This is a genomic window from Alphaproteobacteria bacterium (genome assembly GCA_041396705.1).
Taxonomy (GTDB): Bacteria; Pseudomonadota; Alphaproteobacteria; order CALKHQ01; family CALKHQ01; genus CALKHQ01.
Genome location: JAWKYB010000006.1, coordinates 173,830 through 200,110, shown reverse-complemented (window position 1 = coordinate 200,110; position 26,281 = coordinate 173,830). Strand labels below are relative to the sequence as shown.

At 69.9% G+C, this 26,281-nt stretch carries 28 protein-coding genes and 1 tRNA gene; 21 read left to right on the top strand and 8 right to left on the bottom strand.

Annotated features, from left to right (window positions below):
• Positions 1–537 precede the first annotated feature (537 nt).
• Positions 538–613, bottom strand: a tRNA-Arg gene (locus R3F55_10565).
• A gap of 217 nt (positions 614–830) precedes the next feature.
• Between R3F55_10565 and R3F55_10560 the strand changes: the two genes are divergently transcribed.
• From R3F55_10560 to R3F55_10535, 6 genes are all read left to right on the top strand, one after another.
• A complete protein-coding gene (locus R3F55_10560) occupies positions 831–1,544 on the top strand; it encodes a hypothetical protein (GenBank protein MEZ5667856.1) in 714 nt (237 codons plus the stop codon).
• A complete protein-coding gene (locus R3F55_10555) occupies positions 1,468–2,163 on the top strand; it encodes a hypothetical protein (GenBank protein MEZ5667855.1) in 696 nt (231 codons plus the stop codon). The genes R3F55_10560 and R3F55_10555 overlap by 77 nt, the downstream gene beginning before the upstream one ends.
• A 317-nt stretch (positions 2,164–2,480) precedes the next feature.
• Entirely contained in the window at positions 2,481–3,836 is a 1,356-nt protein-coding gene (locus tag R3F55_10550; GenBank protein ID MEZ5667854.1) for an outer membrane beta-barrel protein, read from the top strand.
• 23 nt (positions 3,837–3,859) lie between these two features.
• Positions 3,860–4,501, top strand: a complete 642-nt coding sequence (locus tag R3F55_10545; protein ID MEZ5667853.1) for a polysaccharide biosynthesis/export family protein — start codon at positions 3,860–3,862, stop codon at positions 4,499–4,501.
• A 204-nt stretch (positions 4,502–4,705) separates the two neighbouring features.
• Positions 4,706–7,045 carry a polysaccharide biosynthesis tyrosine autokinase gene (locus tag R3F55_10540; protein ID MEZ5667852.1) on the top strand — a complete coding sequence of 780 codons (2,340 nt, stop codon included), beginning with the start codon at positions 4,706–4,708 and terminating at the stop codon, positions 7,043–7,045.
• 9 nt (positions 7,046–7,054) lie between these two features.
• Positions 7,055–7,816 carry a hypothetical protein gene (locus R3F55_10535; GenBank protein MEZ5667851.1) on the top strand — a complete coding sequence of 254 codons (762 nt, stop codon included), beginning with the start codon at positions 7,055–7,057 and terminating at the stop codon, positions 7,814–7,816.
• A gap of 21 nt (positions 7,817–7,837) precedes the next feature.
• On the opposite strand, the gene R3F55_10530 is transcribed toward R3F55_10535, so the two are convergent.
• The 3 genes from R3F55_10530 to R3F55_10520 all read right to left on the bottom strand — a co-directional run bounded on the left by R3F55_10530 (position 7,838) and on the right by R3F55_10520 (position 8,644).
• Positions 7,838–8,014, bottom strand: coding sequence for a hypothetical protein (locus R3F55_10530; protein MEZ5667850.1), 177 nt, complete (start codon positions 8,012–8,014; stop codon positions 7,838–7,840).
• A gap of 132 nt (positions 8,015–8,146) precedes the next feature.
• Positions 8,147–8,317, bottom strand: coding sequence for a hypothetical protein (locus R3F55_10525; protein MEZ5667849.1), 171 nt, complete (start codon positions 8,315–8,317; stop codon positions 8,147–8,149).
• 108 nt (positions 8,318–8,425) lie between these two features.
• Positions 8,426–8,644 carry a DUF2007 domain-containing protein gene (locus tag R3F55_10520; GenBank protein ID MEZ5667848.1) on the bottom strand — a complete coding sequence of 73 codons (219 nt, stop codon included), beginning with the start codon at positions 8,642–8,644 and terminating at the stop codon, positions 8,426–8,428.
• A gap of 253 nt (positions 8,645–8,897) precedes the next feature.
• Here R3F55_10520 and R3F55_10515 point away from each other — a divergent pair, with 253 nt between their 5' ends.
• The 7 genes from R3F55_10515 to R3F55_10485 all read left to right on the top strand — a co-directional run bounded on the left by R3F55_10515 (position 8,898) and on the right by R3F55_10485 (position 13,972).
• Positions 8,898–9,857 (top strand): polyprenyl synthetase family protein, encoded by a 960-nt coding sequence (locus R3F55_10515; GenBank protein ID MEZ5667847.1) that lies wholly within the window; start codon positions 8,898–8,900, stop codon positions 9,855–9,857.
• An 11-nt stretch (positions 9,858–9,868) separates the two neighbouring features.
• Positions 9,869–10,384 carry a DinB family protein gene (locus tag R3F55_10510; GenBank protein MEZ5667846.1) on the top strand — a complete coding sequence of 172 codons (516 nt, stop codon included), beginning with the start codon at positions 9,869–9,871 and terminating at the stop codon, positions 10,382–10,384.
• 130 nt (positions 10,385–10,514) lie between these two features.
• A complete protein-coding gene (locus R3F55_10505) occupies positions 10,515–11,399 on the top strand; it encodes a phytanoyl-CoA dioxygenase family protein (protein ID MEZ5667845.1) in 885 nt (294 codons plus the stop codon).
• 192 nt (positions 11,400–11,591) lie between these two features.
• A complete protein-coding gene (locus R3F55_10500; GenBank protein MEZ5667844.1) occupies positions 11,592–12,251 on the top strand; it encodes a hypothetical protein in 660 nt (219 codons plus the stop codon).
• A 231-nt stretch (positions 12,252–12,482) separates the two neighbouring features.
• Positions 12,483–12,860: a hypothetical protein gene (locus tag R3F55_10495; GenBank protein ID MEZ5667843.1), complete on the top strand. Its 378-nt coding sequence runs from the start codon at positions 12,483–12,485 to the stop codon at positions 12,858–12,860.
• 106 nt (positions 12,861–12,966) lie between these two features.
• Positions 12,967–13,485 (top strand): hypothetical protein, encoded by a 519-nt coding sequence (locus R3F55_10490; protein MEZ5667842.1) that lies wholly within the window; start codon positions 12,967–12,969, stop codon positions 13,483–13,485.
• 31 nt (positions 13,486–13,516) lie between these two features.
• Positions 13,517–13,972 (top strand): LCCL domain-containing protein, encoded by a 456-nt coding sequence (locus R3F55_10485; protein ID MEZ5667841.1) that lies wholly within the window; start codon positions 13,517–13,519, stop codon positions 13,970–13,972.
• A gap of 443 nt (positions 13,973–14,415) precedes the next feature.
• On the opposite strand, the gene R3F55_10480 is transcribed toward R3F55_10485, so the two are convergent.
• Entirely contained in the window at positions 14,416–15,078 is a 663-nt protein-coding gene (locus tag R3F55_10480) for a response regulator transcription factor (GenBank protein MEZ5667840.1), read from the bottom strand.
• Positions 15,079–15,143: 65 nt separating this feature from the next.
• On the opposite strand from R3F55_10480, the gene R3F55_10475 reads away from it, so the two are divergent.
• The 5 genes from R3F55_10475 to R3F55_10455 all read left to right on the top strand — a co-directional run bounded on the left by R3F55_10475 (position 15,144) and on the right by R3F55_10455 (position 21,614).
• Entirely contained in the window at positions 15,144–15,578 is a 435-nt protein-coding gene (locus R3F55_10475; GenBank protein ID MEZ5667839.1) for a hypothetical protein, read from the top strand.
• Positions 15,470–17,203 carry an ATP-binding protein gene (locus R3F55_10470; protein ID MEZ5667838.1) on the top strand — a complete coding sequence of 578 codons (1,734 nt, stop codon included), beginning with the start codon at positions 15,470–15,472 and terminating at the stop codon, positions 17,201–17,203. Before R3F55_10475 ends, R3F55_10470 begins: the two co-directional genes overlap by 109 nt.
• Positions 17,204–17,253: 50 nt before the next feature.
• Positions 17,254–19,302, top strand: coding sequence for a 7TM-DISM domain-containing protein (locus R3F55_10465; GenBank protein MEZ5667837.1), 2,049 nt, complete (start codon positions 17,254–17,256; stop codon positions 19,300–19,302).
• A gap of 373 nt (positions 19,303–19,675) precedes the next feature.
• Complete coding sequence (locus R3F55_10460; protein MEZ5667836.1) at positions 19,676–20,545, top strand: amino acid--tRNA ligase-related protein; 870 nt, start codon at positions 19,676–19,678, stop codon at positions 20,543–20,545.
• A 7-nt stretch (positions 20,546–20,552) separates the two neighbouring features.
• Entirely contained in the window at positions 20,553–21,614 is a 1,062-nt protein-coding gene (locus tag R3F55_10455) for a quinone-dependent dihydroorotate dehydrogenase (protein MEZ5667835.1), read from the top strand.
• Here the strand turns inward: R3F55_10455 and pyrF are convergent.
• Positions 21,544–22,311: an orotidine-5'-phosphate decarboxylase gene (gene pyrF, locus R3F55_10450; protein ID MEZ5667834.1), complete on the bottom strand. Its 768-nt coding sequence runs from the start codon at positions 22,309–22,311 to the stop codon at positions 21,544–21,546. The genes R3F55_10455 and pyrF overlap by 71 nt on opposite strands.
• A 49-nt stretch (positions 22,312–22,360) precedes the next feature.
• Between pyrF and pyrE the strand changes: the two genes are divergently transcribed.
• The 3 genes from pyrE (at position 22,361) to R3F55_10435 (ending at position 24,611) form a co-directional block, all read left to right on the top strand.
• Positions 22,361–23,005: an orotate phosphoribosyltransferase gene (gene pyrE / locus R3F55_10445; protein ID MEZ5667833.1), complete on the top strand. Its 645-nt coding sequence runs from the start codon at positions 22,361–22,363 to the stop codon at positions 23,003–23,005.
• Positions 22,995–23,699, top strand: a complete 705-nt coding sequence (locus R3F55_10440) for a hypothetical protein (protein ID MEZ5667832.1) — start codon at positions 22,995–22,997, stop codon at positions 23,697–23,699. Before pyrE ends, R3F55_10440 begins: the two co-directional genes overlap by 11 nt.
• A gap of 276 nt (positions 23,700–23,975) precedes the next feature.
• Complete coding sequence (locus tag R3F55_10435; GenBank protein ID MEZ5667831.1) at positions 23,976–24,611, top strand: SCO family protein; 636 nt, start codon at positions 23,976–23,978, stop codon at positions 24,609–24,611.
• 46 nt (positions 24,612–24,657) lie between these two features.
• Here the strand turns inward: R3F55_10435 and R3F55_10430 are convergent, their stop codons facing one another.
• Positions 24,658–25,791 (bottom strand): DSD1 family PLP-dependent enzyme, encoded by a 1,134-nt coding sequence (locus R3F55_10430; protein ID MEZ5667830.1) that lies wholly within the window; start codon positions 25,789–25,791, stop codon positions 24,658–24,660.
• 28 nt (positions 25,792–25,819) lie between these two features.
• A complete protein-coding gene (locus tag R3F55_10425) occupies positions 25,820–26,131 on the bottom strand; it encodes a hypothetical protein (GenBank protein MEZ5667829.1) in 312 nt (103 codons plus the stop codon).
• Between the last annotated feature and the right edge of the window lie 150 nt (positions 26,132–26,281).

Genomic DNA, 26,281 nt, shown 5'->3' with positions numbered 1-26,281 from the left:
CTCGGTCAAGATCTTTCTCGCCCACAGCATGGTGGAACTCGAACAACTGGCCAACGGTGTCGGCCTGGCGTGTGGGGCGCGATCAGGGACTTCCAGGCGCTGGCGTACCCCGCAGCAACGCCTTTTTGTCCAGGCGGCCTTGGCCGCGAGGTCGCATGGCCTCATCCGAGGCGTGCGCATGCCACCGGAAGGCAATTGCGGCTCGGCACCGCCGCGGCGGCGACGATCCCGCGTGCGGCCGGCCCGCGACCGCCCTGGGTTTCGCTGGCGAACTGAGAGATCGTGTCGCCGACGGCTATGCGCTTGCCGCCGTACATCGTCTTCTGCCCACGGAACCAGAATGTCTGCGCCTGCGGATCGGCAATGTCGGCCTTGATCGCGAATGCCATGGCCACCTGGTCCGGAGCGAGCCGCCTCGGCAGGTCACCGGCTACGGCCGGAAGGCTCCACTGCCATCCGCGGAGAGAGCGGCACGCCCCATCGGACGCAAATCGGACCCCGAATGGCTCTAGAACGCAGGTTCGACGACAGGAAGAATGGCGCGCCCGAGAAGATTCGAACTCTAACCTTCTGATCCGTAGTCAGATGCTCTATCCAGTTGAGCTACGGGCGCGTCTTCGCCCCGACGGGGCCGGGGCGTGAAGGCGGCGGACCCTACGCCATTGTCCCGCGCTTGGCAAGTGCCGCCGGGCCGGCGGCGGATCGCGCCGCGGCGGCGTTCGACCGGAGCCCAAACCGCTTGAATCGCGCGGGAAAGCGTGTACTTGTCGCATTCCGGCGGCTTCGCTATGGTGCCGCCTGCCTGGGTGCCCACTCATCGCTTGAGTCGAATGCGACAGACTCGCAAGAATCATAACAGAACTGCGCCATTTCTGCCCGCCGCGGCCCGTCGCGACGCACCCCGACTCGGTGCGGTCGCGCTGCTGTGCCTGGCGCTCTGCGGCTGCTCCGACATCTTCCTGCCATCGCTGACCGGGGTCGACCCGGCCGGCGGCCAGACCGGCGGTCTGGTGCTCGGCTCGTCGTCCTTCGTGCCGAATGGGGTGTCCAGCGGCGCGTCGACCGGCACCATCGTCGGCGACCGCATCGACCAGATGCGCGACCAGCTGGAGCAGGTGCAGGGCGAGGTGCGGGCGGAGAACGCGCAGTTGCAGGCGGTGCGCACCGACAGCATCCAGGCCGCGGCGCGCTACCAGACCCGGCTGGCCGAGATCCGCACCCGTCTGCAGATCGGCACCACGCCCGGCAATCCTGAGCTGGTCGGCCGCTTCAACGAGGCGCAGACCGACCTGGAGACCTTCGGCGCCGAGGTCAACGCGCTGACCCAGCTGTCGACCAGGTTGCGACGACGGCGGCGAGCGCCTCCTACCTGCTGGCGACGGCGCGGGCCACCACGGGCTGACCGGCGCGGTCGACGAGGATCACCGCCAGCTGGCCGTGCTCGAGGACGAGACCAACCAGACCGTCGTGCTGATCGACCGGCTGCTGACCGAGCTGACCGAGGATCTGGGCCGCCAGACCGCCTATCTGGGCCGCGAGCGTGACAACCTGCGGGTCGTCTCGGTGGCGATCCTGAACGGGGAATGGTTCGGCAACAGTCTGGCCAATGCCGCCTACAGCGCGACCCCGGCCGGGGTGACGGCGCCGGTCGGCATCGCGGCCTCGCGGCCGCTGCTGATCATCCGGTTCACCGGCCAGTCGGTCGACTACGACCAGGCGCTCTACACCGCCGCACTCGACGTGATCAGCGTGCGGCCCGACGCCGCGTTCGAACTGGTCGCGGTGGCACGCGCAAGGCATCCCGGCCGAACAGGCGCTGGCCGCCTCGTCGGCGCGGCAGAATGCGGAGACCGTGCGGCAGCGGTTGACCGAATTCGGCATCCCGCCGCAGCGCGTCGCGCTGACCGAGGCGTCGAGCAGTGCGGCATTGACAAGCGAAGTGCATTTGTACATTCGCTAGGTGTGATCCACGCCTCCCGCGTCGCACACCGTCTCGGGCGAAGTGTCGCACGATGGGGTCAAGACGCTCGAAATCGCGCTTCAGGGCTTCATACTATTCCGGGTCGCCTTGGCGGCGACAGAACTCGTGGCGACCCGCACAGGCGGGCGGAAGAGTTGCGGCAATGGTGTGGCATGCTGACATCGGCCCGGGTCTGCCGCTGAACATGTACGAAACCTTGCCGACACATGACATGTTGCAGATCGGTCGCAGCATTTCGTCGAGATTTTAGGGTTTGCCAACGCCTCTTGCATTACAGAGTCATAATGTTGTGATATGCAGGCAACGCAGCGTGTCATTCGTGCAACCAGGCCGGCCCGTGGGGAGATCTGGCCTGTGCCTTTGATCGCCCGGGTGGACCGTGCGGTCTCGCCGCGCGAAGGCTGCGTTGCGACGGGGATGAAGGGGCAGGGGTGAGAGCGACGAGACAGGTCAGGATCGACCTTGCGCCGCACTGCCGCTGCCGGAAAGGGAGTGCGCAGTGCTGAACCGATCGGCATCGAACAGGTGGCTGGGGTCCGCGCACGGGCTGGCGCTGCCGTTGCTGGCGGCTGCTGTCGGCCTTGCGGTCACCGCCGGCGAAGCCCGGGCGGATGCGCGGGCCGAATCGGTGTCGCAGCGGATCCGACCGGAATACGAGCCTCTCGGCCTGCCGCTCGACCTGCTGTTCTGGGAAACCGGGCGCCTGTTCGCGCCGGATTCGACCCGGCCGCGCGAGGGCGAGACCGCGTTCGGCTCGTTCATCGTGTTTCCGTCCGTCGATTTCTCGGTCGAGTTCAACGACAACGTCTTCCGCGAGGAGACCGGCGAGAACTCCGACATCATCTTCCGCGTGACCCCGCTGATCCGCCTGGAATCCGACTGGGACAACCACTTCCTGGCCATCGAGGGCGGGCTCGAGTACGGCAAGTTCGTCGACCTGTCCGGCGAGGACTATCTGGATGGCCTGGCCGCCGCCGAGGGGCGCATCGACGTCACCGAGGACATCGACATCAACGGCCGCGTCGAGTATCGCGCCAGCCATGAGGGCCGCGGCGACGTCGACGATCCGGGCGCCCAGTTCGACATCACCACCTACGACCGCTGGGGCGGCCAGATCGGCGCGCGCTACGACAACCCGCTGCTGACCGTCGAGCCGGGATACGAGTTCTTCGCCTACGACTACGACGACGCCAGCGGGCCGGGCGGCACGATCAACAACGACGACCGCGACCGCACCGAGCAGCGCGCCTTCGTCCGCCTGTCGCACCAGCTGCAGGAGGACCTGTCGGTGTTCGTCGAGCCGTCGCTGAACTGGGTCAGCTACGACAGCAAACCCGACGACGACGGCTTTAACCGCGACAACAACGGCTATGCCGTGGTGGTCGGTGCCGAGTGGGACCCGGACGAGGTCTGGGAGATCCGCGGCGGCATCGGCTATCAGAACCAGGACTACGACGATCCGGCGTTCAGCTCGATCTCCGGCATCACCTTCGGCGGCACCGTGCTGTGGAACGTCGACGAACTGACCACGGTGGAGGCCGGCTTCGACCGCTACATCGACCAGACCACGCTGACCAACTCGGCCGGCAAGGTGAACGACCAGTTCGCCGTCAATGTCGACCATGAGCTGCTGCCGAACTGGATCCTGTCGGGCGAGGGCCTGTATCGCCGCGAGAATTTCAACGGAATCAGCCGCGACGACGATTTTTACGGAGCGGGAATATCTACCGATTACTATCTCGGCGAGAATGTCGTGATCGGTGCGGAGTACTTCTATGAGCGCCGGGATTCGGATGCGGTCAACGAGTCGTACAGCTCGAACAGCCTGATCCTGAATCTGCTGCTGCGCATGTGACCGGATTGGATGAGGGTTCGACGATGAGCGGTTTGGTGCGGCTGATCGCCAACGCGGCGCTGGCGATTGCGGCGACTCTGGCGGTTTCGGGATGCAGCCTGTTCGAGGACGAGCCGGCGACGGGCTCCGCCGGCGCGGGCGACGGCGGCACGGTCGCGGCCGGTACGGGCGACGGCGGCCAGCCGGCGACCACGGCCGGCGGCCCGCCGGTCTACCTGATCGGCCCGGGCGACGAGCTCAACATCATCGTGTTCGGCCACCCGGACCTGTCCGGCAACTTCATCGTCGACCAGCAGGGCGACCTGACCATGCCGCTGATCGGCCGGCTGCCGGTGCGCGGCCAGACCGTCGACACCATCACGACCGACCTGACCGCGGCCTATGGCGGCAGCTACCTGGTCGACCCGCGGGTCAGCGTCGAGCTGCTCAACTCGCGGCCGTTCTACATCCTGGGCCAGGTCAACACCCCCGGCGAATATCCCTATGTCCGCGGCGTCACCGTGCGCCAGGCGGTGGCGATCGCCGGTGGCTATACCCGGCGCGCCGACACGGCCGAGTTCGTGATCTACCGGCAGAACGAGACCGGCAGCCAGGAGATGCGGGCCACGGCCGATACGATCGTGCTGCCCGGCGACACGGTCGAAGTGCAGCGCCGGCTGTTCTGAGCAATTGGCTGTCGGCGCGGTCGGCGCCGACCTTTCTCGCCAGCGCGGATAACGCCGCGGCCGATGCCGCCCCAATTTAGGACTTTGCAAAGCGGCAACGTATAATCTGCCATACTGCACGGAGCGGCCCCAGCGGTCGCTGAACCCCGTGGATCGGCGCGCCGAAGCGACGGCGCGGTGTCTGTCACAGGTCTGGGGCGCAAGATGAGCCTGCCGTCCGTCACTCAACTGCCCGTTGCCCGCAAGTCGCAGGAACTCAGCACGGAGCTGGCCTACTACTCGCCGGCCCCGCCGCCGCCGCCGGAGGACGAGGGCCTCGACCTGAAGCGGGTGATCGGTGCGGTCAAGCGGCGCAAGTACTTCATCCTCGCCGTCGTGCTGCTGCTCACCGGCCTGTCCTACCTGTTCATCCGCCAGCTGACCCCGATCTACGAGGCCAAGGTCACGCTGCTGGTCCAGATCGACCAGGCCCAGCTGCTGCCGGGCAACCCGCTGCTGGCGGCGCAGAACCCGAACATCGAGGCGCGCGAGACCGAAGCCGAGGTGCTGCGCTCGCGCCAGCTTGCCGGCCGCGTGGTCGACGAGCTCGACCTGGTCGCCAGCCCGCTGTTCAACCCGCTGCTGGCGAAAGACGAAGGCTCGGTGCTCGACTCGATCGTCGGCGGCATTTCCTCGCTGTTCGGCGGCGGCGACGCCGCCGACGACACCGGCCGGGCGGAAGACGCGCTGGCAGAGCGGCTGATCGCCGACGGCGAGGACCCGACCGCGGTGGCCTCGCCGCTGACGCCGGAGGAGACGCGCGACCTCGTCATCCAGAACCTGCTCGGCGTGCTGACGGTGAAGCCGTCGGACCGCGCGCAGACCATCGAGGTGATCGTCGCGCTGTCCGACCGCTATCTGGCCACCCGGATCGCCAACCACCTGGTCCAGGCCTACATCTCGAGCAAGATCGAGGCGGTGCAGGCGACCGAAGGCGGCGCCAGCGCCTATCTGCAGCAGCAGGTCGACGAGGCCGAGCAGCGCCTGCGGGCGGCGCAGCAGGCGCTGTCCGACTACCAGCAGGCCACCGGCACCTACGACGTCGAGGGCACCACCCTGCTGACCACGCAGGTCGCGCGGCTGAGCGCCGACCTGCTGGAGGCGCGCAACCGTGCGCAGATCGCCCAGGCCGCCTACGACCAGGTCCAGCAGATGATCGCGACCGGCGCTGGCATCGATTCGATCCCGGCGGTGATGGACAGCGCGCTGATCGCCAGCCTGCGCCAGCAGGCAGCCGACGTGGAGCGCCGGGTCGCCGACCTGCGCACGCGCTACGGCCCCGACTATCCGGAGTTGCGTGCCGCCCAGGCCGAGCTCGGCAACCTGCAGGCCTCGATCGGCACCGAGGTGCGCAAGATCGGGCTCCGGCTGGAGAACGACCTGCAGCTGGCCCGGTCCAACGTGGCGGCACTGGAGCAGCAGGTGGCTGCACTCGAGGGCGACCTGGAGGTGCAGTCCGGCTCCCAGGCCGAGCTGGTCAGCCTGCAGAGCCAGGTCGAGAACGCCAATGCCTTCTACCAGCAGCTGCTGGCGCGGCAGATGGAGGTCCAGACCCAGACCAACGACACCGTGCAGGCCGATGCGCGGGTGATCTCCGAGGCCGTGGTCCCGGACCAGCCCGCCTTCCCCAACACCAAGCTGATGTTGGCCGCCGCGGTGGCGGGCTCGCTGGTGATCGGCGCCGTGCTCGCCCTGCTGGCCGAGTTCATGGACGCCGGTTTCCGCAGCATGACCCAGGTCGAAACGATGACCGGCGCGCCGGCGCTGGGCCTGATGCCGATGACCAAGGGCGGCAAGGAGCCGCACATCGTCGCGATGGAGAACCCGAACTCCGCCTATGGCGAGGCGGTGCGAAGTCTGCGAACGGCGCTGCTGTTGTCCAGCGCCGATGCGCCGCCGCGTACGGTGTGCGTGACCTCTTCGCTGCCCGACGAAGGCAAGACCTCCACCGCCCTGTCGATCGCCATCCTCGCCGCGAAGTCCGGCCAGAAGGCGGTGATCCTCGACTGCGACCTGCGCCGGCCGTCGGTGCACAAGGTGCTGGGCCGCGAGAACAACGCCGGCCTGGCCGACTATCTCACCGGCAAGGCCAAGCTCGCCGAGGTGCTGGAGATCGACCCGGACAGCGACCTCCACTACATCACCGCCGGATCGAAGACGCCGAACCCGCCGGAGCTGCTGCAGTCGCAGACCATGCTGAAGCTGCTGGCGGAGCTGAGCCGCGAATACGACCTGGTCGTGCTCGACACCCCGCCGATCATGGCGGTGTCCGACGCGCTGCTGCTGCTGCGCCGCTGCGACAAGACCGTCTACGTGGTGCGCTGGGAGAAGACCAAGCGCAACACGGCGGTCGCCGGCGTGCGCCAGGCCTACGATGCCGGCGGCGACCTGGCCGGCGTGCTGCTGACTCAGGTCAACGCCAAGAAGATGGCCCAGTACGACTACGCCGATTCCGGGTATTACTATTCCAGCGCCTACAAGAAGTACTACACGGAAGACCGCTAGCGTGGCCCCATGTTCCTGCAGCGCCTGAGCCTGGTCTGCGTGATCGCGGTCGCGGCCGCGATCGCGCTGGTCGCCGGCCCGCGGATCATGGCCGGGCTGGAACTCGCCGAATCGCAGGACACGCTGCGCCGCATCCGCGGCAGCGAGCAGGTGAACTACGGCGCCATCTTCGAAGCCATCGACACGCGCCGCGCCGCGGCGGCGCGCGACCCGGGTCCGCGCGCCCAGGCCGAACTCGGCGAGCTGCTGCTGACGCTGGCCGCGCTCGACGACCCGCGCGCGCAGGAACTGCGGCCGCAACTCGCCGAGGAGGCGATGGCGGCGACGCGGGCGGCGCTGGTCAAGTCGCCGACCCAGCCCTTTGCCTGGACGCGCTATACCCAGGCGCTGGCGCTGAAGACGGAGCTGGAGCGGGCGCAGGGCGCGGCGCAGGCCGGCACCGTGGCCGCGGTCGACGGCCCTTTGTCGATGGCGATCGTCACCGGCCCGTGGCAGGCCAGCCTGGTGCCGACGCGGGTCGAGATGGGGCTGTATTTCTGGTATCGGCTGTCCGATTTCACCCGTCGGCTGGTCGCCGGGCAGATCTTCATCGCCGCACGGCAGGACCCGGTCGCGCTGGCCGCGGTGACCCGGCGCCAGAACGCGCTGCGCGAGGTGATGGCGATCCTGCTGGCGGAGGACGACCTGCTGCAGGAATTCACCCGCACCTACTACTACACCCAGTCGATCGACGCCGAGCAGCGCGGGCTGGGCCAGCAGCAGGGTCAATAGCCGGCGGCCGGCACCAACCGGTCAGGCATCCCGTTCCGCCAGCGGCACCGCCACGTGGCGCATCGGTTCCACCACCAGGGCGAAGGTCATCAGGCCGAACCAGGCGCCGACCAGTGCGATCGCCAGCAGCAGGCCGAGCCGCGGCGGCGTCCGTCGGGCAATGCGTTCGAAGGCGAAGGATTCGCGCGGACGGTGCATGCTGCCGCTCCTGATCCGGACCGCCCCCTGCGACCGGGGCGCAGTGCGGATATCGGCATTCGGCGCCCGTCGCGCCAATAGCGGCAGGCTGGCGGTGCGATGCCGACCGGGCATCGCGCGGCCTGGGCGCGGTCAGCCGACGTCGACCGGCGCGGGGTCCTGCGGCTGGACCGCCGGCGCGGCCTCGCCCTGCACGGTGCCGACAAGGCCGTCGTCTTGAAGCAGCGACGCCGCCATCAGGCTGAGCGATGCACTGACCGAGGTCATCATCCCCGCGATCAGCATGGCGTGACTGAGCCGCATGACATCCCCCTGTCGCCGGGTGCACAGCGCACCCTCTGGCTCTGTCGCCGAATGTAGCGCTTGGGTTCATGCGGCACTGTGACGGACGTCGCCGGGGCATGCGCGCCGTCACAGGTCGTGGCCGGCCGCCCTTGCCTCTTCCAGCAGGCGCAGCGCCGGGTGATAGTCCTCGTCCAGCACCATCAGCCGGCGCGCGAATGGGAAAGAGGGGCCGAGCAGGCTGCCGGATTGCTGGTCGAAGATCTCGGCTTCGATGCCGGCGTCGGCGAGCACGGCCGTGAACCAGGACAGCGCGATGGGATCGTAGCTGCGCAGCAGTTCCTTCATGCCGCCCGTTCCGAGTGAAGGCGGCTGCGCGCCACCACCGTGGCTTGCGGCAAGGCGTCGCCGCGCAGGCATGCGCATGCGGCGCGGCTTGACCGGTCGCCCGACCTCTCTCTGCTCCCTGTGCGCGCGGACCGTCAAGCCGACCCGCCGCGCTGGCCAGGATTGGAGCACCGTGACCGGGGCAGCACAGACCCGCCCGCAGCATCGGCCGGCCGAGCCGCCCGCCACAGGCAAGCCGCCGTCGCTCGACGGGCTGCTGGCCCTGGTCGGCGACGACCTGGCCCGGGTGAACCAGCTGATCGTCGACAACATGGACAACCCGGTGCCGCTGATCCCGCAGCTGGCCGGGCACCTGATCGCGGCGGGCGGCAAGCGGCTGCGGCCGATCCTGACGCTGGCGGCGGCGCAGCTTTGCGGCTATCGCGGCGAGCGGCACCTGGGGCTGGCCGCCTGCGTCGAGTTCATCCATTCCGCCACGCTGCTGCACGACGACGTGGTCGACGAAAGCAAGCTGCGCCGCGGGCTCGACACCGCCAATGCGGTCTGGGGCAACCAGGCCAGCGTGCTGGTCGGCGACTATCTGTTCACGCGCGCGTTCCAGCTCATGGTCGCCGACGGCTCGCTCGAGGTGCTGGAGATCCTGTCCAACGCCTCTGCGGTGATCGCCCAGGGCGAGGTCCACCAGCTGGCCATCGCCAGCAACCTCGACACCTCGGTCGAGGACTACATGACCGTGGTCCGGTCGAAGACCGCCACCCTGTTCGCGGCGGCGGCGAAGATCGGCGCGGTGGTGGCGGACCGGCCGGCGGCGGAACGCGACGCGCTCGACGCCTATGGCATGAACCTGGGCATGGCGTTCCAGATGGTCGACGACTTCCTCGACTATGCCGCCAGCCAGGAACTGCTGGGCAAGTCGGTCGGCGACGACTTCCGCGAGGGCAAGATGACGCTGCCGGTGGTGTTCGCGATCCAGCACGCCACCGCCGAACAGCGCGCCTTCTGGAAGCGGACGCTGGAGGACATGGACCAGCGCGACGGCGATCTCGCCCACGCGATGGCGCTGTTGCAGCAGTGCGGCGCGCTGGAGGACACCAAGGCGGAGGCGCGCCGGTTCGGCGAGCAGGCCCGCACGGCGCTTGCCATGTTCCCCGAGCGGCCGGCCCGGCGCGAGCTTTCGGCCGTGATCGATTTCTGCATCGCCCGCTCGAACTGAGCGCGGCCGCGATGCCGCAGCGGCTGATCGCCCTGTTCCGCCAGCACGCCGCCTACAACCGGGGCGCCAACCGGCGGCTCTATGCCGTGTGCGCCGGCTTGACCGACGCCCAGCGCCGGCAGGACCACGGCGCCTTCTTCGGCTCGATCCACGGCACCCTCAGCCACATCCTGGTCGGCGACCGCATCTGGATGGCGCGGTTCGCCGGCGCGACGGTGCCGTCGACCGGCCTCGACGCCGTCCCGTTCGACGGCTTCGCCGAGCTGCGCGCGGCGCGCGAGGCCGAGGATGCGCGGATCGAGGCCTTCTTCGCCGGCCTCGACCCGGCGTTCCTCGACCGCACCATCGGCTACGTCAACAACGAGGGGCGCCGCTTCGACGACCCGGTGACCGTGCTGGTGCCGCATTTCTTCAACCACCAGACCCACCACCGCGGCCAGGTCCACGCCATGCTGACGCGGATCGACCGCACCCATGCGCCGGTGCTGGACATGCACCGCGTGCTGATACCCGACCCGGCCGGTTAAAGCGGCGGCGGCGTCCGCCGGCCCTGCGACCAAGCGGCCCTGCGACACGTTCGTCCACGCCGGTTGTGCGCCGCCGGCACGGGCGCGAGCATCCGGCATCGACCGGATGGGTGTTGCGGGGGAGGGCGCCATGGACATCGAATCCGCGCTGGATGCGCTCGGCGTGCGGCCGACCGATCTGCGGCCGGAGGAGCGGGCCGCGCTCGACAAGGACGGATTCTTCGCGCGCCAGGGGGTGCTGACCCCCGCCGAATGCGACGGCATGGGTGCGGCGTTCGACCGGCTGAGCGCGGCCGAGGGTGCGCGCGGCGGCCACGAGGTGCATATCGAGCCGACCGCCTCGCGCGTGTCCGACATCTTCAACAAGACCGACGCCTTCGACCGCTGCCTGGCCATTGCGCCGGTGCTGGCGGCCGCCCGTCACCTGCTCGGCCCGTTCAAGGTGCACGGCGCCAACCTGCGCGACCCGCACAAGGGCGGCGGCCACCAGGACATCCACGTCGACGTGCCGAAGAACCGCCCGGACGACTGGTGGGTGCTGAACGCGATCTTCGCCTTCGACGACATCACGCTTGAGAACGGGCCGCCGCGGGCCGTGCCCGGCTCCCACCGCTGGGCGCCGATCAACGTGCCCTATGTCAACGTCGGCGACTGGACGCCGCAACCGCTGTCGCCGGAGGACGCGGCGCGGGTGCCGGCCGATCTGGCGGCGCCCTATCCCGGCGAGGTGTTCTTCACCGCGCCGCGCGGGTCGGTGCTGGTGCTCAACTCCTGCACCTGGCATGGCGGCACCCGCAACGTCGGCGGCGCGCGCCGGCGCGTGCTGCACCTGACCTACACCCGCCGCGACCTGCCGCAGCAACTGGTGCAGCGCGCCCACCTGACCCCCGGCCTCTACGACCGCATGAGCCAGGCGATGCGCTGGCTGCTCGACATCGACGACGAAGGCACGGTCGACCCGGCGATGCTGCGCTCGGCCGCGCGTGCCAGCAAGCGCGGCGACTGGTGGGCCTGAACGGCCCGCCTTGACCGGGCGCCCTGCCGCCAGCAGGCCGGCCGTGCCGCAGATGTCCGGATGGTGTCCGGCAGGTCAGTTGCAAAGGGCGGGTGCGGCGCGCAAGATCGCGGCCGGCGGGACTTGCACAAGGCGCGCTCCAGAATTCCGCAGCGCTGTTGCCGTGTGCCGGGCTCTCGCGGAGAGACACCCATGCCGTTCAAGGCGCCTTATAGACCGTACACCCAGGGTGACTTCATCTTCGGGGTCGCGGAGAGCATCACGGCATTCCAGCAGCACGTCACCAGCAACCAGGGCATCGCCTTCAAGGCAAACACTTCACAGCCGGTGACCACCATGAAGCAGTTGTCGACGTCGCGGAATGATGTCGCGAACAAGTTCACCGGTGAGCGGCAAGACCTGAACAATGCGTATCTGGATTCCCTGGAGAATCACCCGAAATATATCAACGCACCGAACATAACCTACGACAATCAGGCCTCGATGAACAATGCGCTGTTCCGCGCAAAATCGAAAGCGGGCCTGAACTTCTGCGTGACCTCCAATCGGCATCTGCATTTCGTCCTGGACGACCTGGATCTGGCCGGCGTTCTGGCGAAGAACTGGAAGCATCCGACGAAACCGAACAACCCGAACAACGAGTTCAAGACCAGCGCGACGGACAAGGTGCGGACGGTGACGGGAGCCGAGTTGCGCTGGATCTACCGGAACAGCAATCGGCCCGAGACCCAGGAATATGTGCAGTTCTGGTACAACAACGCACAATGCTGCCCGCCCTGGGAGGCGAACTTTGGCGCGGTGCAGATCGGCGCACCGCAGCCGCAGCAGTGGGCCAACTACAAGGCGCTCTGAGCCCGAACCGGTATGCGGACCAGGGCTTCCTTGCTGCCCGGCGCTGCGGACCGACAGCCATGGCCGCGGCACGGCCTTGCCTGACCCGATCTGCCGCTGACGGCAGGCGCACGCCCAGGGCCGGGCCGCAGAATGGGGTATCGACCCCATAACGCAGGCAGGCGCCGCCGCTTACCTTCACATCACATCGGACGACCGCAAGGCGCGGCGTCGACGCGAATGGAGGTTGTGATGTTCGAGAAGGCGGTACGCAACGGTCTGGGCCGCGGGCGCGGATTTGCGGTCATTGCGGTTCTGACTGCGGCTTCGCTCGGCGCCTGCGTGCCGGTCGGCCAGGGCTTCAAGCCCGGTCCCGGCTTCGGCGGCAACCCGCAGCCGGCTCCGGCGCCGCAGCAGGTATTTGTGCCCGTGCCGGTCGCCACCCCGGCGTGCGAGCAGCGCATCGCCAGCAACGGCGGGACCGGCTTCTGGGATATCGGTCTTGGCCAGTGCTGGGCCTGTCCTTCCGGCAGCCAGCGCACCGTGTTCGACGTAACCGGCGCGGATGCCTGCCAGTTCGGCTTCCCGTTCGGCGAGATGGTGGCGGCGGAGTATCTCGGCGGCCGCTGAGCCGGTCTGCCCGCCGCGGCCCTCCACCCGAGTCGGGCCATCGCCCTTTTGCCCATGCGCAACCGAATTGCTGCTGGCGTTCCGTGCGCGACTGGCTCAAACACCGATGGACGGCAACCTGTATCCGGCCGCTTCCTCTGTGCCCGACCGCGGCGATCTTCCTGTCCACGTTCCGCATTGCCCACCCAACCGGGAGCACACCATGGATTTGCGTCACCGCGCCGGCCTGGCCGGCCTCATTCTGCCTGTCTTGGTTGCAACGGCACTCGCCGCGTGCGTGCCGGTCGGCCGGGCTGCCGGCCCCGGCCCCTTCCTGCCGGGCACCCCGTCCACTGGCGCCCCTTCTGCCGGTGGCGGTGCGCCCGGGTTCGCCGGACCCGACCGCCAGAGGTTCATCGACCCGCGGGCCGGCGGGGTCTGGCTGGACGGGTGCTACACCGCAGGCGACTGCGATAACGACGAGAACTTCCACGCGTTCTGCAGGGAACAGGGCTACACCGTGGCGGTTTGGGGGGAATCCCAGCCGATCGATGTCGGAACCTATCGCTATGGCGACGGGTCGATCTGCACCGGTCAGAGCGGCGAACCGTGCCAGCGGGTGACCTTTGTCGACTGTGCCCGCTAGCGTGAGACGGCATCGGAATGGAGAGACCGGGATGACCGATAGCATCTTCGATGCCGGGGTCCGGCGCAGCATCCTGCACTGGGCCGCCGCCCTGGGCGCCGTCGCGGCCGTCGTCGGCTGCGTGCCGATACAGCCGGGCACCGGCTTCCCGGGTGGGCCGGGCAACGGGCCGGTCCGGCCGGTGGCGCAGTTCGAATGCCCCGAGACGATCTGGGGTGTCCCGGATGTCGAGCAGGTATTCACCTGTCATTGCGGGCCGGTCCAGCCGTCCTCGATGCCGCTGGCGGTGGTCGGCACCAACATCTACGACGCAACGTCGCAGCTATGCCTGGCCGGGGTCCATGCCGGCGCGATCGGCTGGGAGGGCGGCAACATCTCGGTGAATCCGGCCGGCCATCGCAGGGAATTCTACGGCTCCGAGCGAAACGGCGTCAGATCCGACAGCCTGAACTTCAACCATTACAGCTTCTATTTCGTCGGCTACTGATGCGCTCCGTGTTAGAGCCCGAGGGCATCGACACTCGCACCGGCACCTGCTCGACGCGCATGTGATCGGCAGACATCAATCAACCTGTCGGGGCGGCGCTTCAAAGCGCCGCCCCGATCGTTTCTTCACCCGGCGTCGCTGCCTGATCTGGGCAGAAATGGGGCGTTGACCCCATACGACCGCAGTCCAGACGCACCTAATCTTCTACAGATCGCCGCCGCGGGCGGCCTCGGCCCACCCGGCTTGGAGAGGTGTACAGCATGGTCGATCTCCAACAAACCGAAGGCGCATCTGGCGTTGCCCACTGGCGCGGCAACGTGCGCCGGTGGCTCCGTCCCGCGCATCGGTCGCAAGCGCGACACCCTGTCCGGCTTGGGCTATGCATGCCGACGATGACTACCGACGCAGCGAGCGCAGATCGTCCGGCGGACCAATACGGCGCCCTAGAGTTCGCGCGCCGGGTCGATCAGCCCTTCCTTCAGGGCCAGCGCGACCAGCTGGGCGACGGAGTTGACCTCCAGCTTCTGCATCAGGCTGGTGCGGTGCTTGTCGACCGTCTTGATGCTGATGCCCAGGCCGGCGGCGATCTCCTTGTTCGACCGGCCGGCGATGATCATGTTCAGCGTCTGGCGCTCGCGGTCGGTCAGCTTGTGCCGGCTCGGCTGGTCCTCCAGCCGGGCCAGGAAATAGGCGGCGATGTGCCGGCCGCCGTTGACGATCAGCGGCAGCTTGGCGAACATCTCCGCATTGTCGGCGGCCTTGGAGAACAGCCCGTCGACGCCGGCGTCGATCAGGTCGCCGATCAGCCCCGGCGCGCTGATGCCGGTGAACACCACCACCTTGGTCTGCGGGCTCCAGCGCCGCACCTCCAGCAGCACCTCGACCCCGCCGGCATGGGGCATCGAGACGTCGAGCAGCAGCAGGTCGGGCCGATGGCGTTTGACCGCGGCGATGGCGGCCAGCCCGTCGCCGGCCTCGTCCACCACCCGGATCGGCGTGGTGCCGACGACGCCCGGCGCCTCCAGCGCGCCCTTCAGGCCGGCGCGCACGATCTGGTGGTCGTCGGCGACGACGGCGCGGATGGTGAAGGGATCGACTTCGCTCACACGGACCTCGAACTGATTCGGCCGGGCGGGGCCGGTTCACGGGGGCCATTATGAGGCATTTCCGCATGCCGGCGCGACCCTGGCGCGCCCTGGCCGGTCTGACGGCGGCGGTGCTCGCGGTGCTAGCGGCGGTTACCGCGGCGCCGGCGCTCGACCTGCTGGCCGGCGAGAGCGCCGCGGTCGCCGGCGTCGAGATCAGCTACATCCGCGATCCCGACGGTACGCTCGACCTGGCGCAGGCGCTGGCCGCCTACGATGCCGGCGCGGCCCAGCCGCTGGGCCGCCAGTCGGCCGAGTTCGGGCACGCGTTCGACAGCTTCTGGCTGTTCGTCGCGGTCGCCAACCGGGCGAGCGCGCCGGCCGCTGGCATGTGGCGACGCGCGCCCCGTTCGTGCCCGACCTCACGGTGCATCTGCGCACCGACCGGGGCGACACGGTCCTGCTGCAAAGCGACGGCCGCGCGCCCTTTGCCGCACGGCCGGTGCCGCATCGCTTCCTGATCGGCGAGGCCTTCGAACTGCCCGCGCATGGCCGTGGCGACCTGGTGCTGTCCTACACCGCCGGCGGCGGCAGCAGCCTGCCGTTCAGCATCGAGTCCGAGACCGGGCTGCGGGCGTTCATGGTGGAGGATGCCTGGCTGTCCGGTCTGTTCTATGCCTTCAGCCTGGCCTCGATCCTGTTCTTCTCTTTCGCCAGCATCGCCACGCGGTCGCGGGCGGGCCTGCTCTATGCGGCCCTGTTCGCCCTCGGCCTGCTGCTGCTGGCGCAGATCGACGGGCTGGCCTTCCAGTTCCTGTGGCCCGACTGGCCGATATGGAACGGCTATGCCGCATTGCCTCTGCTGCTGGCGGTCTGCGCGCTCGGCTTCTACGTCGCCGGCGTGCAGCGTGCCGTCGCGGTCGCCAGCCCGCGGTTCCGCCGGGCGATGAATGGCTTTGCCCTCGGCAGCCTGGCGCTGATCGTGCCGGTGCCGTTCGCCGGACTGGGCTGGCTGATGATCGCGGCCTATCTGCTGCTGGTGGCGATGATCGGCGCCCACGTGCTGGCCGGCGTGCCGCTGGTCAGGGCGCGCGGCGGGCTCGGCCTGACCAGCACGATCGGTGCCGGCCTCACCGGCGGCACGATCCTGGTGCTGATCGCGCTGTTCCTGGCCGGGGTGGAGATCCCGGCCCTGCTGCTCGGCAACATCCACCGGATCGCCTTTCTGCTGATCGCGGTGACGACGATGATGACCCTGCACGGCTCGGTGCTGCAGCTGCGCCGCGACCACGAGCGGGCGCTGGAGCGCGAGGTGGATGCGGCGCGGCGCGACGCCGAGCTGAACCGCGAGTTGTTCGAAAGCGAGAAGAACTATGCCCGCGCCCGCGAGCTGGCGGCGCTGCGCCAGCGCCAGCTCGCTACCGCCACCCATGACATCAAGCAGCCGCTGGCCTCGTTGCGCCTGTCGATGGATGCGCTGGCCGCCACCGGCGACGCGGCGGTGCGCGACCGGCTGAAGGAGGCCTTCGACTATCTGGAGGGCCTGACCGGCACCTACCTGGCCGAGGCGCGCAGCGAGGCCGGCCAGGCCGACACCGCGGCGGATGGCGGCGACGCCGACGAGGAGGTCGCAGCGGCCGAGAGGGCAGAGCCCTATCCGCTGTCGCTGGTTACCGGCACCGTCGACCAGATGTTCCGTGAGGAGGCGGTATCGAAGGGGCTCGCCTTCGAGGTCGGCGGCAACGATGTCGAGGTGACGGTGCCGGTGCTGCCGCTGATGCGGCTGGTCAGCAACCTGGTGTCGAATGCGGTGAAGTACACGGTCGCCGGCCGGGTCGCGGTGCTGGCCGGGGCCGACGGCGATGGCCCGTTCATCACGGTGGAGGATACCGGGCCGGGCATGTCGCCCGCCGCGCTGGCCGAGTTCCGCCAGGCTGGCCGCAAGGGCGCGGCGTCGCAGGGCGAAGGCCTCGGCATGGCCATCGCCGACGACATCGCTGCCAAGCTCGGCCTGGCGCTGGCGGTCGAGAGCGCCCCGGGCCAGGGCACGCGCTTCCGGATCGCGATCGCAAGCCGGGGATCCGGGTCCGGCGGTTCGGCCCGCAGGCCGGTGGAGCAGACCGGCATGGCAGAACCTGCGCCTTGACGGGTCTGGCGTCCGTGACGCGCGCGGGGACGCGCTTCGGGAGGCGGAAGATGAGCCGGGTCGCTGCCCGGTCCCGTGCAGGTCCGCGCCGCTGGCGAGCCCTGGCCGCCTTTGTGTTCGCCATCTTGCTGGCGACCGTGGGCGGCGCGGGGCAGGGGCGCGCCGTCGACCTGGAGGTCGGCCGGCCCGCCGATCTGCCCGGGCGCGCGATCGCCTATATCGAGGACCGTGACGGACGCCTCACGCTCGAACAGGCCTTGGCCGCCTTCGATGCCGGCTCGGCTGCGCCGGTTCCGGGCGACACGGTCGACTTCGGCAACGTTTTCAGCACCTTCTGGCTGTTCGTGCGGCTGGACAATGCCGGCGACGCGCCCGGGACCTGGCATGCGGCGCTGTTCGCCCCGTTCTTTCCCGCCGTCGCCGTCTGGGTCCGGCACGCCGACGGCAGCCTGACCGCGACGCTCGATACCAGCGTGCACGAGCCGTTCGACCGCCGGCCGGTGCCGCACCGCTCGATGATCAGCGGGCCGTTCACGCTGCAGCCGGGCGAGCCTGCGGTCCTGGCGATCCGCTTCACCGCCGGCGGCGCGGCCGTGCTGCCGTTCAGCCTGGAGTCCGAGGCCAGCCTGCGGTCGATGCTGGAGCGCGACGCGGTGTTCAGCACCGCGTTCTATGTCTTCAGCCTGGGCAGCATCCTGTTCTTCGCCGTGTTCAGCTATGCGGTGCGGGCGTGGACCGGGTTGTACTACGCCGTCCTGTTCGCGTTCGGCACCCTGCTCAACGCCCAGATCGACGGCCTGACTTTTCAGTTCCTCTGGCCGTCCTGGCCGCAGTGGAACGCTATCGCCTCGCTGGTGCTCTGGTATCTGGTCTGCGCGGTCGGCTTCCTGGTCGCGGCGGCGCAGCGCGACAGCGAGGCGCCGAGCCCGCGCTTCCGTCTGGCGACCCGTGGCCTCGCCGCCGTCAGCATTGCGGTCAACGCGCTGATCCCGGTCGTCGAGCCCGGGGTGCTGGTGGTGGTCGGCTACATGCTCTGGGTGGTGATGATGTTCGCCCAGGTCGTCGCCCTGCTGCCGCTGCTGCGCCGGCCGACCGGCGGGCTCGGCACCGCCGGCCTCGTCGGCGTGCTGGCGGTCGCCGTCGCCGCCGCCACCCTCGTCGGCATGTTCATCGCCGGCGTGCCGCTACCGCCGTTCGTGATCTACAACGCGCACCGCATCGTCTACCTGGTCACCAGCCTGGTGACGATGGCGATCCTGCTCGGCTTCGTGCTGCAGCTGCGCCGCGACCACCAATCCGCCCTGCAGCGCGAGGTCGCCGCCGCCCGCCGCGACGCCGCGCTCAATCGCGAGCTGTTCGAGAGCGAGAAGAACTATGCCCGCGCCCGCGGTCTTGCCGCCCTGCGCCAGCGCCAGCTCGCATCGGCCACCCACGACATCAGGCAGCCGCTCGCCTCGCTGCGCCTGTCGCTCGATTCGCTGGTGGCCGACCGCGATTCGGCCGTGCGCGCGCGCCTGAAGGAGTCGTTCGACTATCTCGAGGGGCTGACCGGCACCTATCTGGCCGAAGCGCGCGGCGAGCCGGAGGACGCGGCCTTTCCCGAGCACGCGGACGAGCCCGACGACGCGCCGGCCGATACGCAGGACGGCGCGCAGGTCGAACGGACCGAGCCCTATCCGCTGTCGCTGATCACCGGCACCGTCGAGCAGATGTTCCGCGAGGAGGCGGTGTCCAAGGGCCTTGCGTTCAAGGTTGTCGGGTCCGATGCGCAGGTCGCGGTCCCCGTCCTGCCGCTGATGCGGCTGGTCAGCAACCTGGTCGCCAACGCGGTCAAGTACACGGGCGAAGGCCACGTCTCCGTCACGGCAGGGGCCACGGCCGAGGCCGCGTTTGTCGTGGTCGAGGACAGCGGACCGGGCATGGCGCCGGCCGCACTGGCCGAATTCCGCCGGGCCGGTCGCAAGGGCGAGGCCTCGCAGGGCGAGGGCCTTGGTCTCGCCATCGCCGACGAGGTCGCGGCCCGGCTGGGCATTGCGGTCGAGGCGGACAGCGCGCCCGGCCGGGGCACCCGGTTCACGGTGCGGCTGCCTGCGACATGATGCCGGCTGCCCCGGTTCCGGCCGCCTGGGATTCGGTCGCCCTGGCCCAACATCTGGTGGGTCGCCGTCACGCTTCGGTCATATTTAGGGTTGCAATCGGTCTGCCGAATCGCATATCCACTCCGGCCAATCAGCAACACCTTCGGGAACGGGCCGGGCATGACCCAACTGGTCATGAGAAATCGAACGCACGCGCAGCGCCGCCGGAATGGGCGGCGTTTTTTTGAGCGCGCGTGCCAGCCCGCCCTGCAGTGGGGCGGGCGAACCCGTCCCGTCCCCCCGGTCGTGCCGATTCGACCGAGTCACCCGTCAGAGCCGCCGTTGGGCGGCATTTTTTTTGTCTTCCCCCTGGCCTGAAAAGGAGCACCGCGCCATGGCATCGAACATGATCGACCCCTACGACTACAGCTATGCGGTCAAGCGCCTGCGCGCCTTCTTCGAGAATCGCGGCTTCATCGAGGTACACACCCAGAGCCGGCTGTCGATCCTGGCCGCTTGCGAGGATCCGCGCACGATCGCGACGTACAACTACGGCGGCCAGCTGTGGCCGCTGCCGCAGACCGGCCAGATGTGGCTGGAGCACGAACTGCTGACCAACCCCGACGCGCCCGGCTTCTTCTGCATCTCGACCAGCTTCCGCAACGAGCCGAACCCGGTGCCCGGCCGCCACGACCTGATCTTCCCGATGTTCGAATTCGAGACCCGCGGCGGCATCGACGAGCTGCGTGCGCTGGAGGAGGACCTGCTGGTCTATCTCGGCTTCGGCGCCAAGGCGTCGTTCGTGCACCAGACCTATCTCGACACCGCCGCCGCGTTCGAGGTCAAGGAGATCACCGGCGACATCGAGACCCGGATCGACCAGACCCACGGCCCGGTGTTTTTCCTGGAGCACTTCCCGATCTACACCAGCCCGTTCTGGAACATGCGCACCGAGGGCGACACCGCCAACAAGATCGACGTCATCCTGCACGGCATCGAGACCATCGGCTCGGCCGAGCGCTCGTCGGACCCGGTCAAGATGCGCGAGCTGTTCCATTCGATCAGCAACGGCATGTACGCCGACATCCTGTTCGCGCAGTTCGGCCGCGAGCGGGTGCAGCGCGAGCTGGACGACTTCCTCAGCCATGATTTCTTCCCGCGCTTCGGCGGCGGCATCGGGCTGACCCGGATGATGCGGGCGATGAAGCTGAGCGGCCTGGTGCCGAACCGCGACGCGCAGAACATGGCGATCGCCGCGGAATAGCGCCGCCATGCTGGCCCATCGCCTCGCGCTGACGTTGCCGCCGAAGCTCGCGCATCGGCTGGCGGTTCGCGCGCTGGCGCTGGGCCTGCCGATTGCCCGGCGGCCGATGGGCGGCCCGCTGACCCTCGCCGCCGGGCTCAGCTTTCCTAATCCGCTGGGCCTCGCCGCCGGCTTCGACAAGAACGGGGTCGCGATCGCGGCGCTGGCGCGGATGGGCTTCGGCCATGTCGAGATCGGCACCGTCACCCCGCGGCCGCAGGCCGGCAATCCGGGGCCGGCGCTGTTTCGCCTGAAAGCCGACCGCGCCATCGTCAACCGCCTCGGCATGCCCGGCGACGGCGCCGAGGCGGTGGCGCGGCGGCTGTCGCACTGGCGCGAGGCCAACCCCGATGCGCGGCTCCGGCTCGGCGTCAGCGTCGGGTCGAACCGCGACTCGACCGACATCGCCGCCGACATGGCGTTCGGGGTGAGCCGCTTCGGCCCGGTCGCCGACTATCTCGCCGTCAACCTGTCGTCGCCCAACACCCAGGGCCTGCGCGACTGGCAGACCGGCGACCGGCTGGCCCAGGTGCTGGACGCGGTCGCCGCGGCGCACGCGCGGCTCGCCCGGCGGCCGCCCTTGTTCGTCAAGCTGGCCCCCGACATGACGGCGGAGGACGAGGCAGCGCTGGTCGACCGCGCCGTCGCCGCCGGCCTCGCCGGGCTGATCGTCTGCAACACCACCGTCGCGCGGCCGGCCGGGTTGCGCTCGCCCGACGCCGGGCGGCTCGGCGGTCTCAGCGGCGCACCGCTGACCGCTCGCGCGCTGGCCCAGCTGCGCCGCATCCGCTCCCAGGCCGGCGGCCGGCTGACGCTGATCGCCAGCGGCGGCGTGATGTCGGCCGCCGACGCCCTGGCCCGGCTCGACGCCGGCGCCGCCCTGGTCCAGGTGATGACCGGCTGGGTCTATCGCGGCCCGTCGCTGGTCGACGAGGTGCTGGCGGCGCTGGCGCCGCCCTCTAACGCGGCGGCGTCGCCAGACTCGCCGCGATCGCGCGGGCTGCCGCGGCTGGGTCTGGCGCGGCGGTGATCGGCCGGCCGACGACGACCGCGGTCGCGCCGGCGTCGGCCGCCTCGCGCGGCGTCATCAGCCGCTTCTGGTCGCCGACCGCGCTGCCGTGCGGCCGCACGCCGGGGGTGACGATGTCCACCGCCGGCCCGCAGGTCGCGCGGACCAGCCCGATCTCCAGCGGCGAGGCGACGATGCCCGGACAGCCGGCATCCGCCGCCAGCGCCGCCAGCCGCCGGACCTGGTCCGAGGCCGCGCAGACGATGCCGGTTTCGGCGAGGTCGCGGTCGTCGATGCTGGTCAGTACGGTCACGCCCAGGACTCGCGTGGCCAGCTTGCCGGTGGCGGCCGCATTCTCCGCCGCCATGTCGCAGGCGGCGCGAAGCATCGCGCGCCCGCCGGCCGCGTGGATCGTGACGTAGTGCGGGGCCAGCGCGCGCAGGCTGCGCATGCCGCCGGCGACCGTGTTGGGAATGTCGTGCAGCTTGAGGTCCAGGAAGATCGGCAGGCCGCAGGCCTCGGCGATCGCCCGGGCGCCGTCCGGCCCCTGCGCGAAGTAGAATTCGAGCCCGAGCTTGATGCCGTCGACGTGGCGGCCGACGGCGGCGACCAGGTCGCGGGCACGCGCCATGTCGCCGGTGTCGACGGCGCAGTACAGTTGGCAGCGCCCCGCGTCGGTCGCCCTTTGCCGCTCGGCCAGTATCGTGGTGTCTGCCATCGCCCGCCGAATCCTTCCCGATCGTCCGGATGACCATGGAGCGAAGCCGATGAACGATGCAACCGCGGATGCCGTCGCCGGCGCCCTGCTTGCCGCCGACTGCTTCAAGGTGCGGGTGAATCCGCCGTTCCGCCTGGTGTCCGGCCTCGAGGCGCCGTTCTACATCGATTGCCGGCAGGTTCTCGGCCACCCGCAGAGCCGGGGCATCGTGATCGAGCACATGGTGGCGCGCGCCCGCGCCCTGGCCCCGTTCGACGTGGTCGCCGGCGGGGTGACGGCCGGCGTGCCGTTCGCCACCCTGATCGCCGACCGGCTCGACCTGCCGCTCGCCTATGTGCGCGGCGAGGCCAAGGCGCATGGGCTCGGCACCCAGATCGAGGGCGCGGCGGTGTCCGGCCGCCGGGTGCTGCTGGTCGAGGACCTGGTCACCACCGGCGACAGCAGCCTGAAGTTCAGCAGGATCCTGCGCGACAACGAGGCCGCGGTCGACCAGACGCTGGTGGTGCTCGACCGCTCGTTGGACCATTGCGCCAACCGTTTCGGCAATGCGCATCTGGTCATGCACAGCCTGTGCACGATCGACGTGCTGCTGCGCCGGGCCCATGCCGACGGCCGCGTCGACGCGGCCGCGATGGGCGAGATCCGCAGCTTCCTGCACGATCCCGGCGCATGGTCGGTTCGCCGTGCCGGCTGACAAAGTGGTGCTGGACGACGATGCGACGGCGATCCGCCGCGCGCTGGACTATCCCTATGAACGGCATCCGCGCGCCTATTGGCTGGAGGCCGGCGTGCCCCGCGACCACGCCGACCCCGCCGCGGCACGGCACGGCCGGGTGCCGGTGCTGGCCTACGGCTCCAACGCCGCGCCGTCGCAGTTGGCGCGCAAGTTCGCCGACCGGCCCTGCGGCGGCCGGCTGTTCGTCGAGCCGGTGACGCTGGAGGGGTGGGAGGTGGTCTACGCCGCCCGTCTCACCCGCTACGGCGCCGTTCCCGCGCGCCTTACCGCCGACGCGTCATGCCACGCCGGCGTCCACCTCACCTGGCTGACCGAAGCGCAGGCCGCCTGGATGGACGGCACCGAGGGCACGCACTATCGCCGTGCCACCCTGCCCACCGGCGCGGTCCGCGATGGCGAGGGGCGCGTGGTCGCCGGCGTCGTCGCCTATATCGAGGGCGGCGAGCCGCTGTCGGTCGACGGCCGCCATGCGGCGCTGGCCGCCGTCGCGACGGCAGGCCGCAGCCTGCCGGCCCACCGCACCGCCGATCTGCTCGCCCGCGCCGCCGGTCGCGCCGCCCACCCCGGCGCGCTGCCCGAGTTCGCCCTGCGGCTGGTCCGCGACCCCGGCTTCGCGGCACGGATCGCCGCCCTGCTGCGTGGCGGCCTGTGACGCGCTTCGCCCTGCGGCGACCGCAATCCCTCGTTAACGTCTGGCTCCTAGGATGAGTGTCGACCGAGTCCCCCCTGCCCGAAAGGCACCGCAATGCTGAAGCACGCCATGATCCGCCTGATGATTCGCATGCGCTGGCGGACGATCTGCTGCTGACCCCGAATCCCGGACCGAGTGTCGCAAGCGGTCCGGCGCCCTTTCCTTCTTCCCCCCTGTCGTCCATGTAGCCGCTGATGCGGCGCGCTCCGGCGCGCGATCGGCAGCGGGACGGACGGCATGGCAACGCGAGCAAGGGTGGGCATGGCGCTCGGCGCCGTGATTGCGGGCTGCGGGATCGGCATCTCCGCGGCCTATCTGTTCGGCTTCGTGCCCGGCGGGCCGGAGCCGACGGCGGTGGACGACCGCACCGGCGGCCCGGGCGGGCCGTTCACCCTGACCGACGACAGCGGCGCCACGGTGACCGACCAGGACTATCGCGGCCGCTATCTGCTGGTATTCTTCGGCTATACCTTCTGCCCCGACGTCTGCCCGACCACCCTGGCCGACATCGCCGCCGCGATGGACGCGCTGGGCGACGATGCGGCTGCGGTTCAGCCGCTGTTCGTATCGGTGGACCCCGCCCGCGACACGCCCGAGAAGCTGGCCGCATTCGTCGACAGCTTCGATCCGCGCATCGTCGGGCTGACCGGTACCGAGGAACAGCTTGCCGCGATCAAGGACGGCTATGGCGTCCTCAGCGAGATCGTGCCGAACGAGAACGACCCCGCCTACTATCTGGTCAACCACACCGCCGGCATTTTCCTGATGGATCGCGAGGGCCGGTTTGTCCGGGTCTTCGGCTACCCGACCACGACCGACCAGATCGTCGGCGCGATCCGCGAAACGATGCGGGCCGACGCCGCGGCAAGCTAGATCGACCGCCGACCGGATCGATGCGCCCGATCGGACGCGGGATGCCCTAGCGTCCGCGCGCGTCGATCGGCCAGATCGCTTCCAGCCGCTCGCCGCGCATGCAGTGCACCCAGCTGTGCAGGTTGATGGTCGGGTCGCAATGCGGGTTGATGCACTCGACCATTGCACCCGGTTCCATCGCCGGCGCGCCGGCCGGCAGCACCACGCGGCCGTGCTCGTCGCCCTGGAAGACATAGGTCGAGCCCGCCGGTGCGCCGCGCGCCGGCACCGGCTTCGGCCCGTCGGTGGCGAACGCCTTGATGCCGGCGTCGGTGGTCGCGCCGCCGTTGCGCGCTGCGCTGATCACGCTGGTGGCGACGAACAGCGACGGCCGGAACGGCGGTCCGTCCGGCCCGTAGTCGACCGCCAGATAGTCGACGTCCATGAACGGGTACGATCCGACCTGCAGTTCGCCATAGACCTTCAGCTCAGAGGCCATGTCGAAGGTGCCGGTGCCGGCGCCGGTGACGATGCCGGGCGCCATCCCGGCTTGGGTCAGCGCGGCGACGGTGTCGGCCAGCACCTTGCCCGAGGCGACCGTGGCGGCGCGACGCGCGCCGATGTCGACGATGTGCTGGTGGTGGCCGGCATAGGCCTGCACGCCGACGAAATCGAGCGTGCCGGCGTCGGCGATTGCATGGGCGATCATCACGGCGTCGCCGGGAGCGCAGCCGGTGCGGTCGAGCCCGATGTCGAGGTCGATCACCAGCCGCAGCCGTGTGCCGGCGGCGGCCGCCGCCTGGTCCAGTGGCGCGACCATGCGCGCGTCGTCGATCACCGCCATCATGTCGGTGCCGGATGCGGCCAGCGCAACCAGCCGGCCGATCTTCGCCGGCGTCGTCACCGGCGAGGTCAGCAGCAGGCCGGGAATGCCGGCGGCGGCCATCGCCTCCATCTCGCCCATGGTCGCGCAGCAGACGCCGAGCGCGCCGGCGGCGACCTGGGCGCGGGCGACGGCGACGCATTTGTGCGACTTGGCGTGCGGCCGCAGGTTCATGCCGTGCGCGCGGGCGTAGTCCGCCATCCTGGCGATGTTCGCCTCGAAGGCATCGAGGTCGAGAATCAGCGCCGGGGTGTTCAGCCGCGTGCGGGCATCGGCCGCGCCGATCAGCCCGGCATTGGGTCCGAGATCCTGGGTCATGGGTGGTTCCTGTCGTTGTCGCCTTGGGTCAGCTTTCGCGTTCGATTCGTTCGATCTCGGGCCAGAACTCGTTGAACACCTCGCCGCGCAACGCCCGCTCGAGCGTGCCGCCGGACTGACGGTCGGGGTGGTAGAGGCGCGCGAACGCCCGCTTGACCGCACCGAACCGGTCGCCGGTCCCGGCCGGCGTGCCGGCGCCGCCCGGCGACGGGGCCGGCACGGCGCTGCGCAGGCGCTCGACCTCGATCTTCAGCATGGCGGCGCGCTCCTCGGCACGCCGCGCACGGTCCTCCGCCTTCACCACGCGGGCGCGCAGTTCGTTGATCTCCGCTTCCGTCATCGGGCCATAATTTCGCCTTGTCTGGGCCTTTGGTATAGCATTGCCAGACGATAGCGAAACAACGCGGCCGCGCACAGAGCGGGGCGGATCTCCCGATCGCCCCGTGCCCACCCGCCGGTCGAACCCCCGCGCTTCAGAGGCGAACAAGTG

Excerpts from the sequence above, each read along its gene's own strand:
- R3F55_10505 (MEZ5667845.1), top strand. The coding sequence starts at position 10,515 with ATGGACATCGAATCCGCGCTGGATGCGCTCGGCGTGCGGCCGACCGAT.
- R3F55_10540 (MEZ5667852.1), top strand. The coding sequence starts at position 4,706 with ATGAGCCTGCCGTCCGTCACTCAACTGCCCGTTGCCCGCAAGTCGCAG.
- pyrF (MEZ5667834.1), bottom strand. The coding sequence starts at position 22,311 with ATGGCAGACACCACGATACTGGCCGAGCGGCAAAGGGCGACCGACGCG.
- R3F55_10525 (MEZ5667849.1), bottom strand. The coding sequence starts at position 8,317 with ATGCGGCTCAGTCACGCCATGCTGATCGCGGGGATGATGACCTCGGTC.
- R3F55_10510 (MEZ5667846.1), top strand. The coding sequence starts at position 9,869 with ATGCCGCAGCGGCTGATCGCCCTGTTCCGCCAGCACGCCGCCTACAAC.
- R3F55_10430 (MEZ5667830.1), bottom strand. The coding sequence starts at position 25,791 with ATGACCCAGGATCTCGGACCCAATGCCGGGCTGATCGGCGCGGCCGAT.
- R3F55_10535 (MEZ5667851.1), top strand. The coding sequence starts at position 7,055 with ATGTTCCTGCAGCGCCTGAGCCTGGTCTGCGTGATCGCGGTCGCGGCC.
- R3F55_10425 (MEZ5667829.1), bottom strand. The coding sequence starts at position 26,131 with ATGACGGAAGCGGAGATCAACGAACTGCGCGCCCGCGTGGTGAAGGCG.
- R3F55_10495 (MEZ5667843.1), top strand. The coding sequence starts at position 12,483 with ATGTTCGAGAAGGCGGTACGCAACGGTCTGGGCCGCGGGCGCGGATTT.
- R3F55_10545 (MEZ5667853.1), top strand. The coding sequence starts at position 3,860 with ATGAGCGGTTTGGTGCGGCTGATCGCCAACGCGGCGCTGGCGATTGCG.
- R3F55_10530 (MEZ5667850.1), bottom strand. The coding sequence starts at position 8,014 with ATGCACCGTCCGCGCGAATCCTTCGCCTTCGAACGCATTGCCCGACGG.
- R3F55_10455 (MEZ5667835.1), top strand. The coding sequence starts at position 20,553 with ATGCTGGCCCATCGCCTCGCGCTGACGTTGCCGCCGAAGCTCGCGCAT.
- R3F55_10560 (MEZ5667856.1), top strand. The coding sequence starts at position 831 with ATGCGACAGACTCGCAAGAATCATAACAGAACTGCGCCATTTCTGCCC.
- R3F55_10520 (MEZ5667848.1), bottom strand. The coding sequence starts at position 8,644 with ATGAAGGAACTGCTGCGCAGCTACGATCCCATCGCGCTGTCCTGGTTC.
- R3F55_10460 (MEZ5667836.1), top strand. The coding sequence starts at position 19,676 with ATGGCATCGAACATGATCGACCCCTACGACTACAGCTATGCGGTCAAG.
- R3F55_10500 (MEZ5667844.1), top strand. The coding sequence starts at position 11,592 with ATGCCGTTCAAGGCGCCTTATAGACCGTACACCCAGGGTGACTTCATC.
- R3F55_10490 (MEZ5667842.1), top strand. The coding sequence starts at position 12,967 with ATGGACGGCAACCTGTATCCGGCCGCTTCCTCTGTGCCCGACCGCGGC.
- R3F55_10485 (MEZ5667841.1), top strand. The coding sequence starts at position 13,517 with ATGACCGATAGCATCTTCGATGCCGGGGTCCGGCGCAGCATCCTGCAC.
- R3F55_10435 (MEZ5667831.1), top strand. The coding sequence starts at position 23,976 with ATGGCAACGCGAGCAAGGGTGGGCATGGCGCTCGGCGCCGTGATTGCG.
- R3F55_10465 (MEZ5667837.1), top strand. The coding sequence starts at position 17,254 with ATGAGCCGGGTCGCTGCCCGGTCCCGTGCAGGTCCGCGCCGCTGGCGA.
- R3F55_10475 (MEZ5667839.1), top strand. The coding sequence starts at position 15,144 with ATGCCGGCGCGACCCTGGCGCGCCCTGGCCGGTCTGACGGCGGCGGTG.
- pyrE (MEZ5667833.1), top strand. The coding sequence starts at position 22,361 with ATGAACGATGCAACCGCGGATGCCGTCGCCGGCGCCCTGCTTGCCGCC.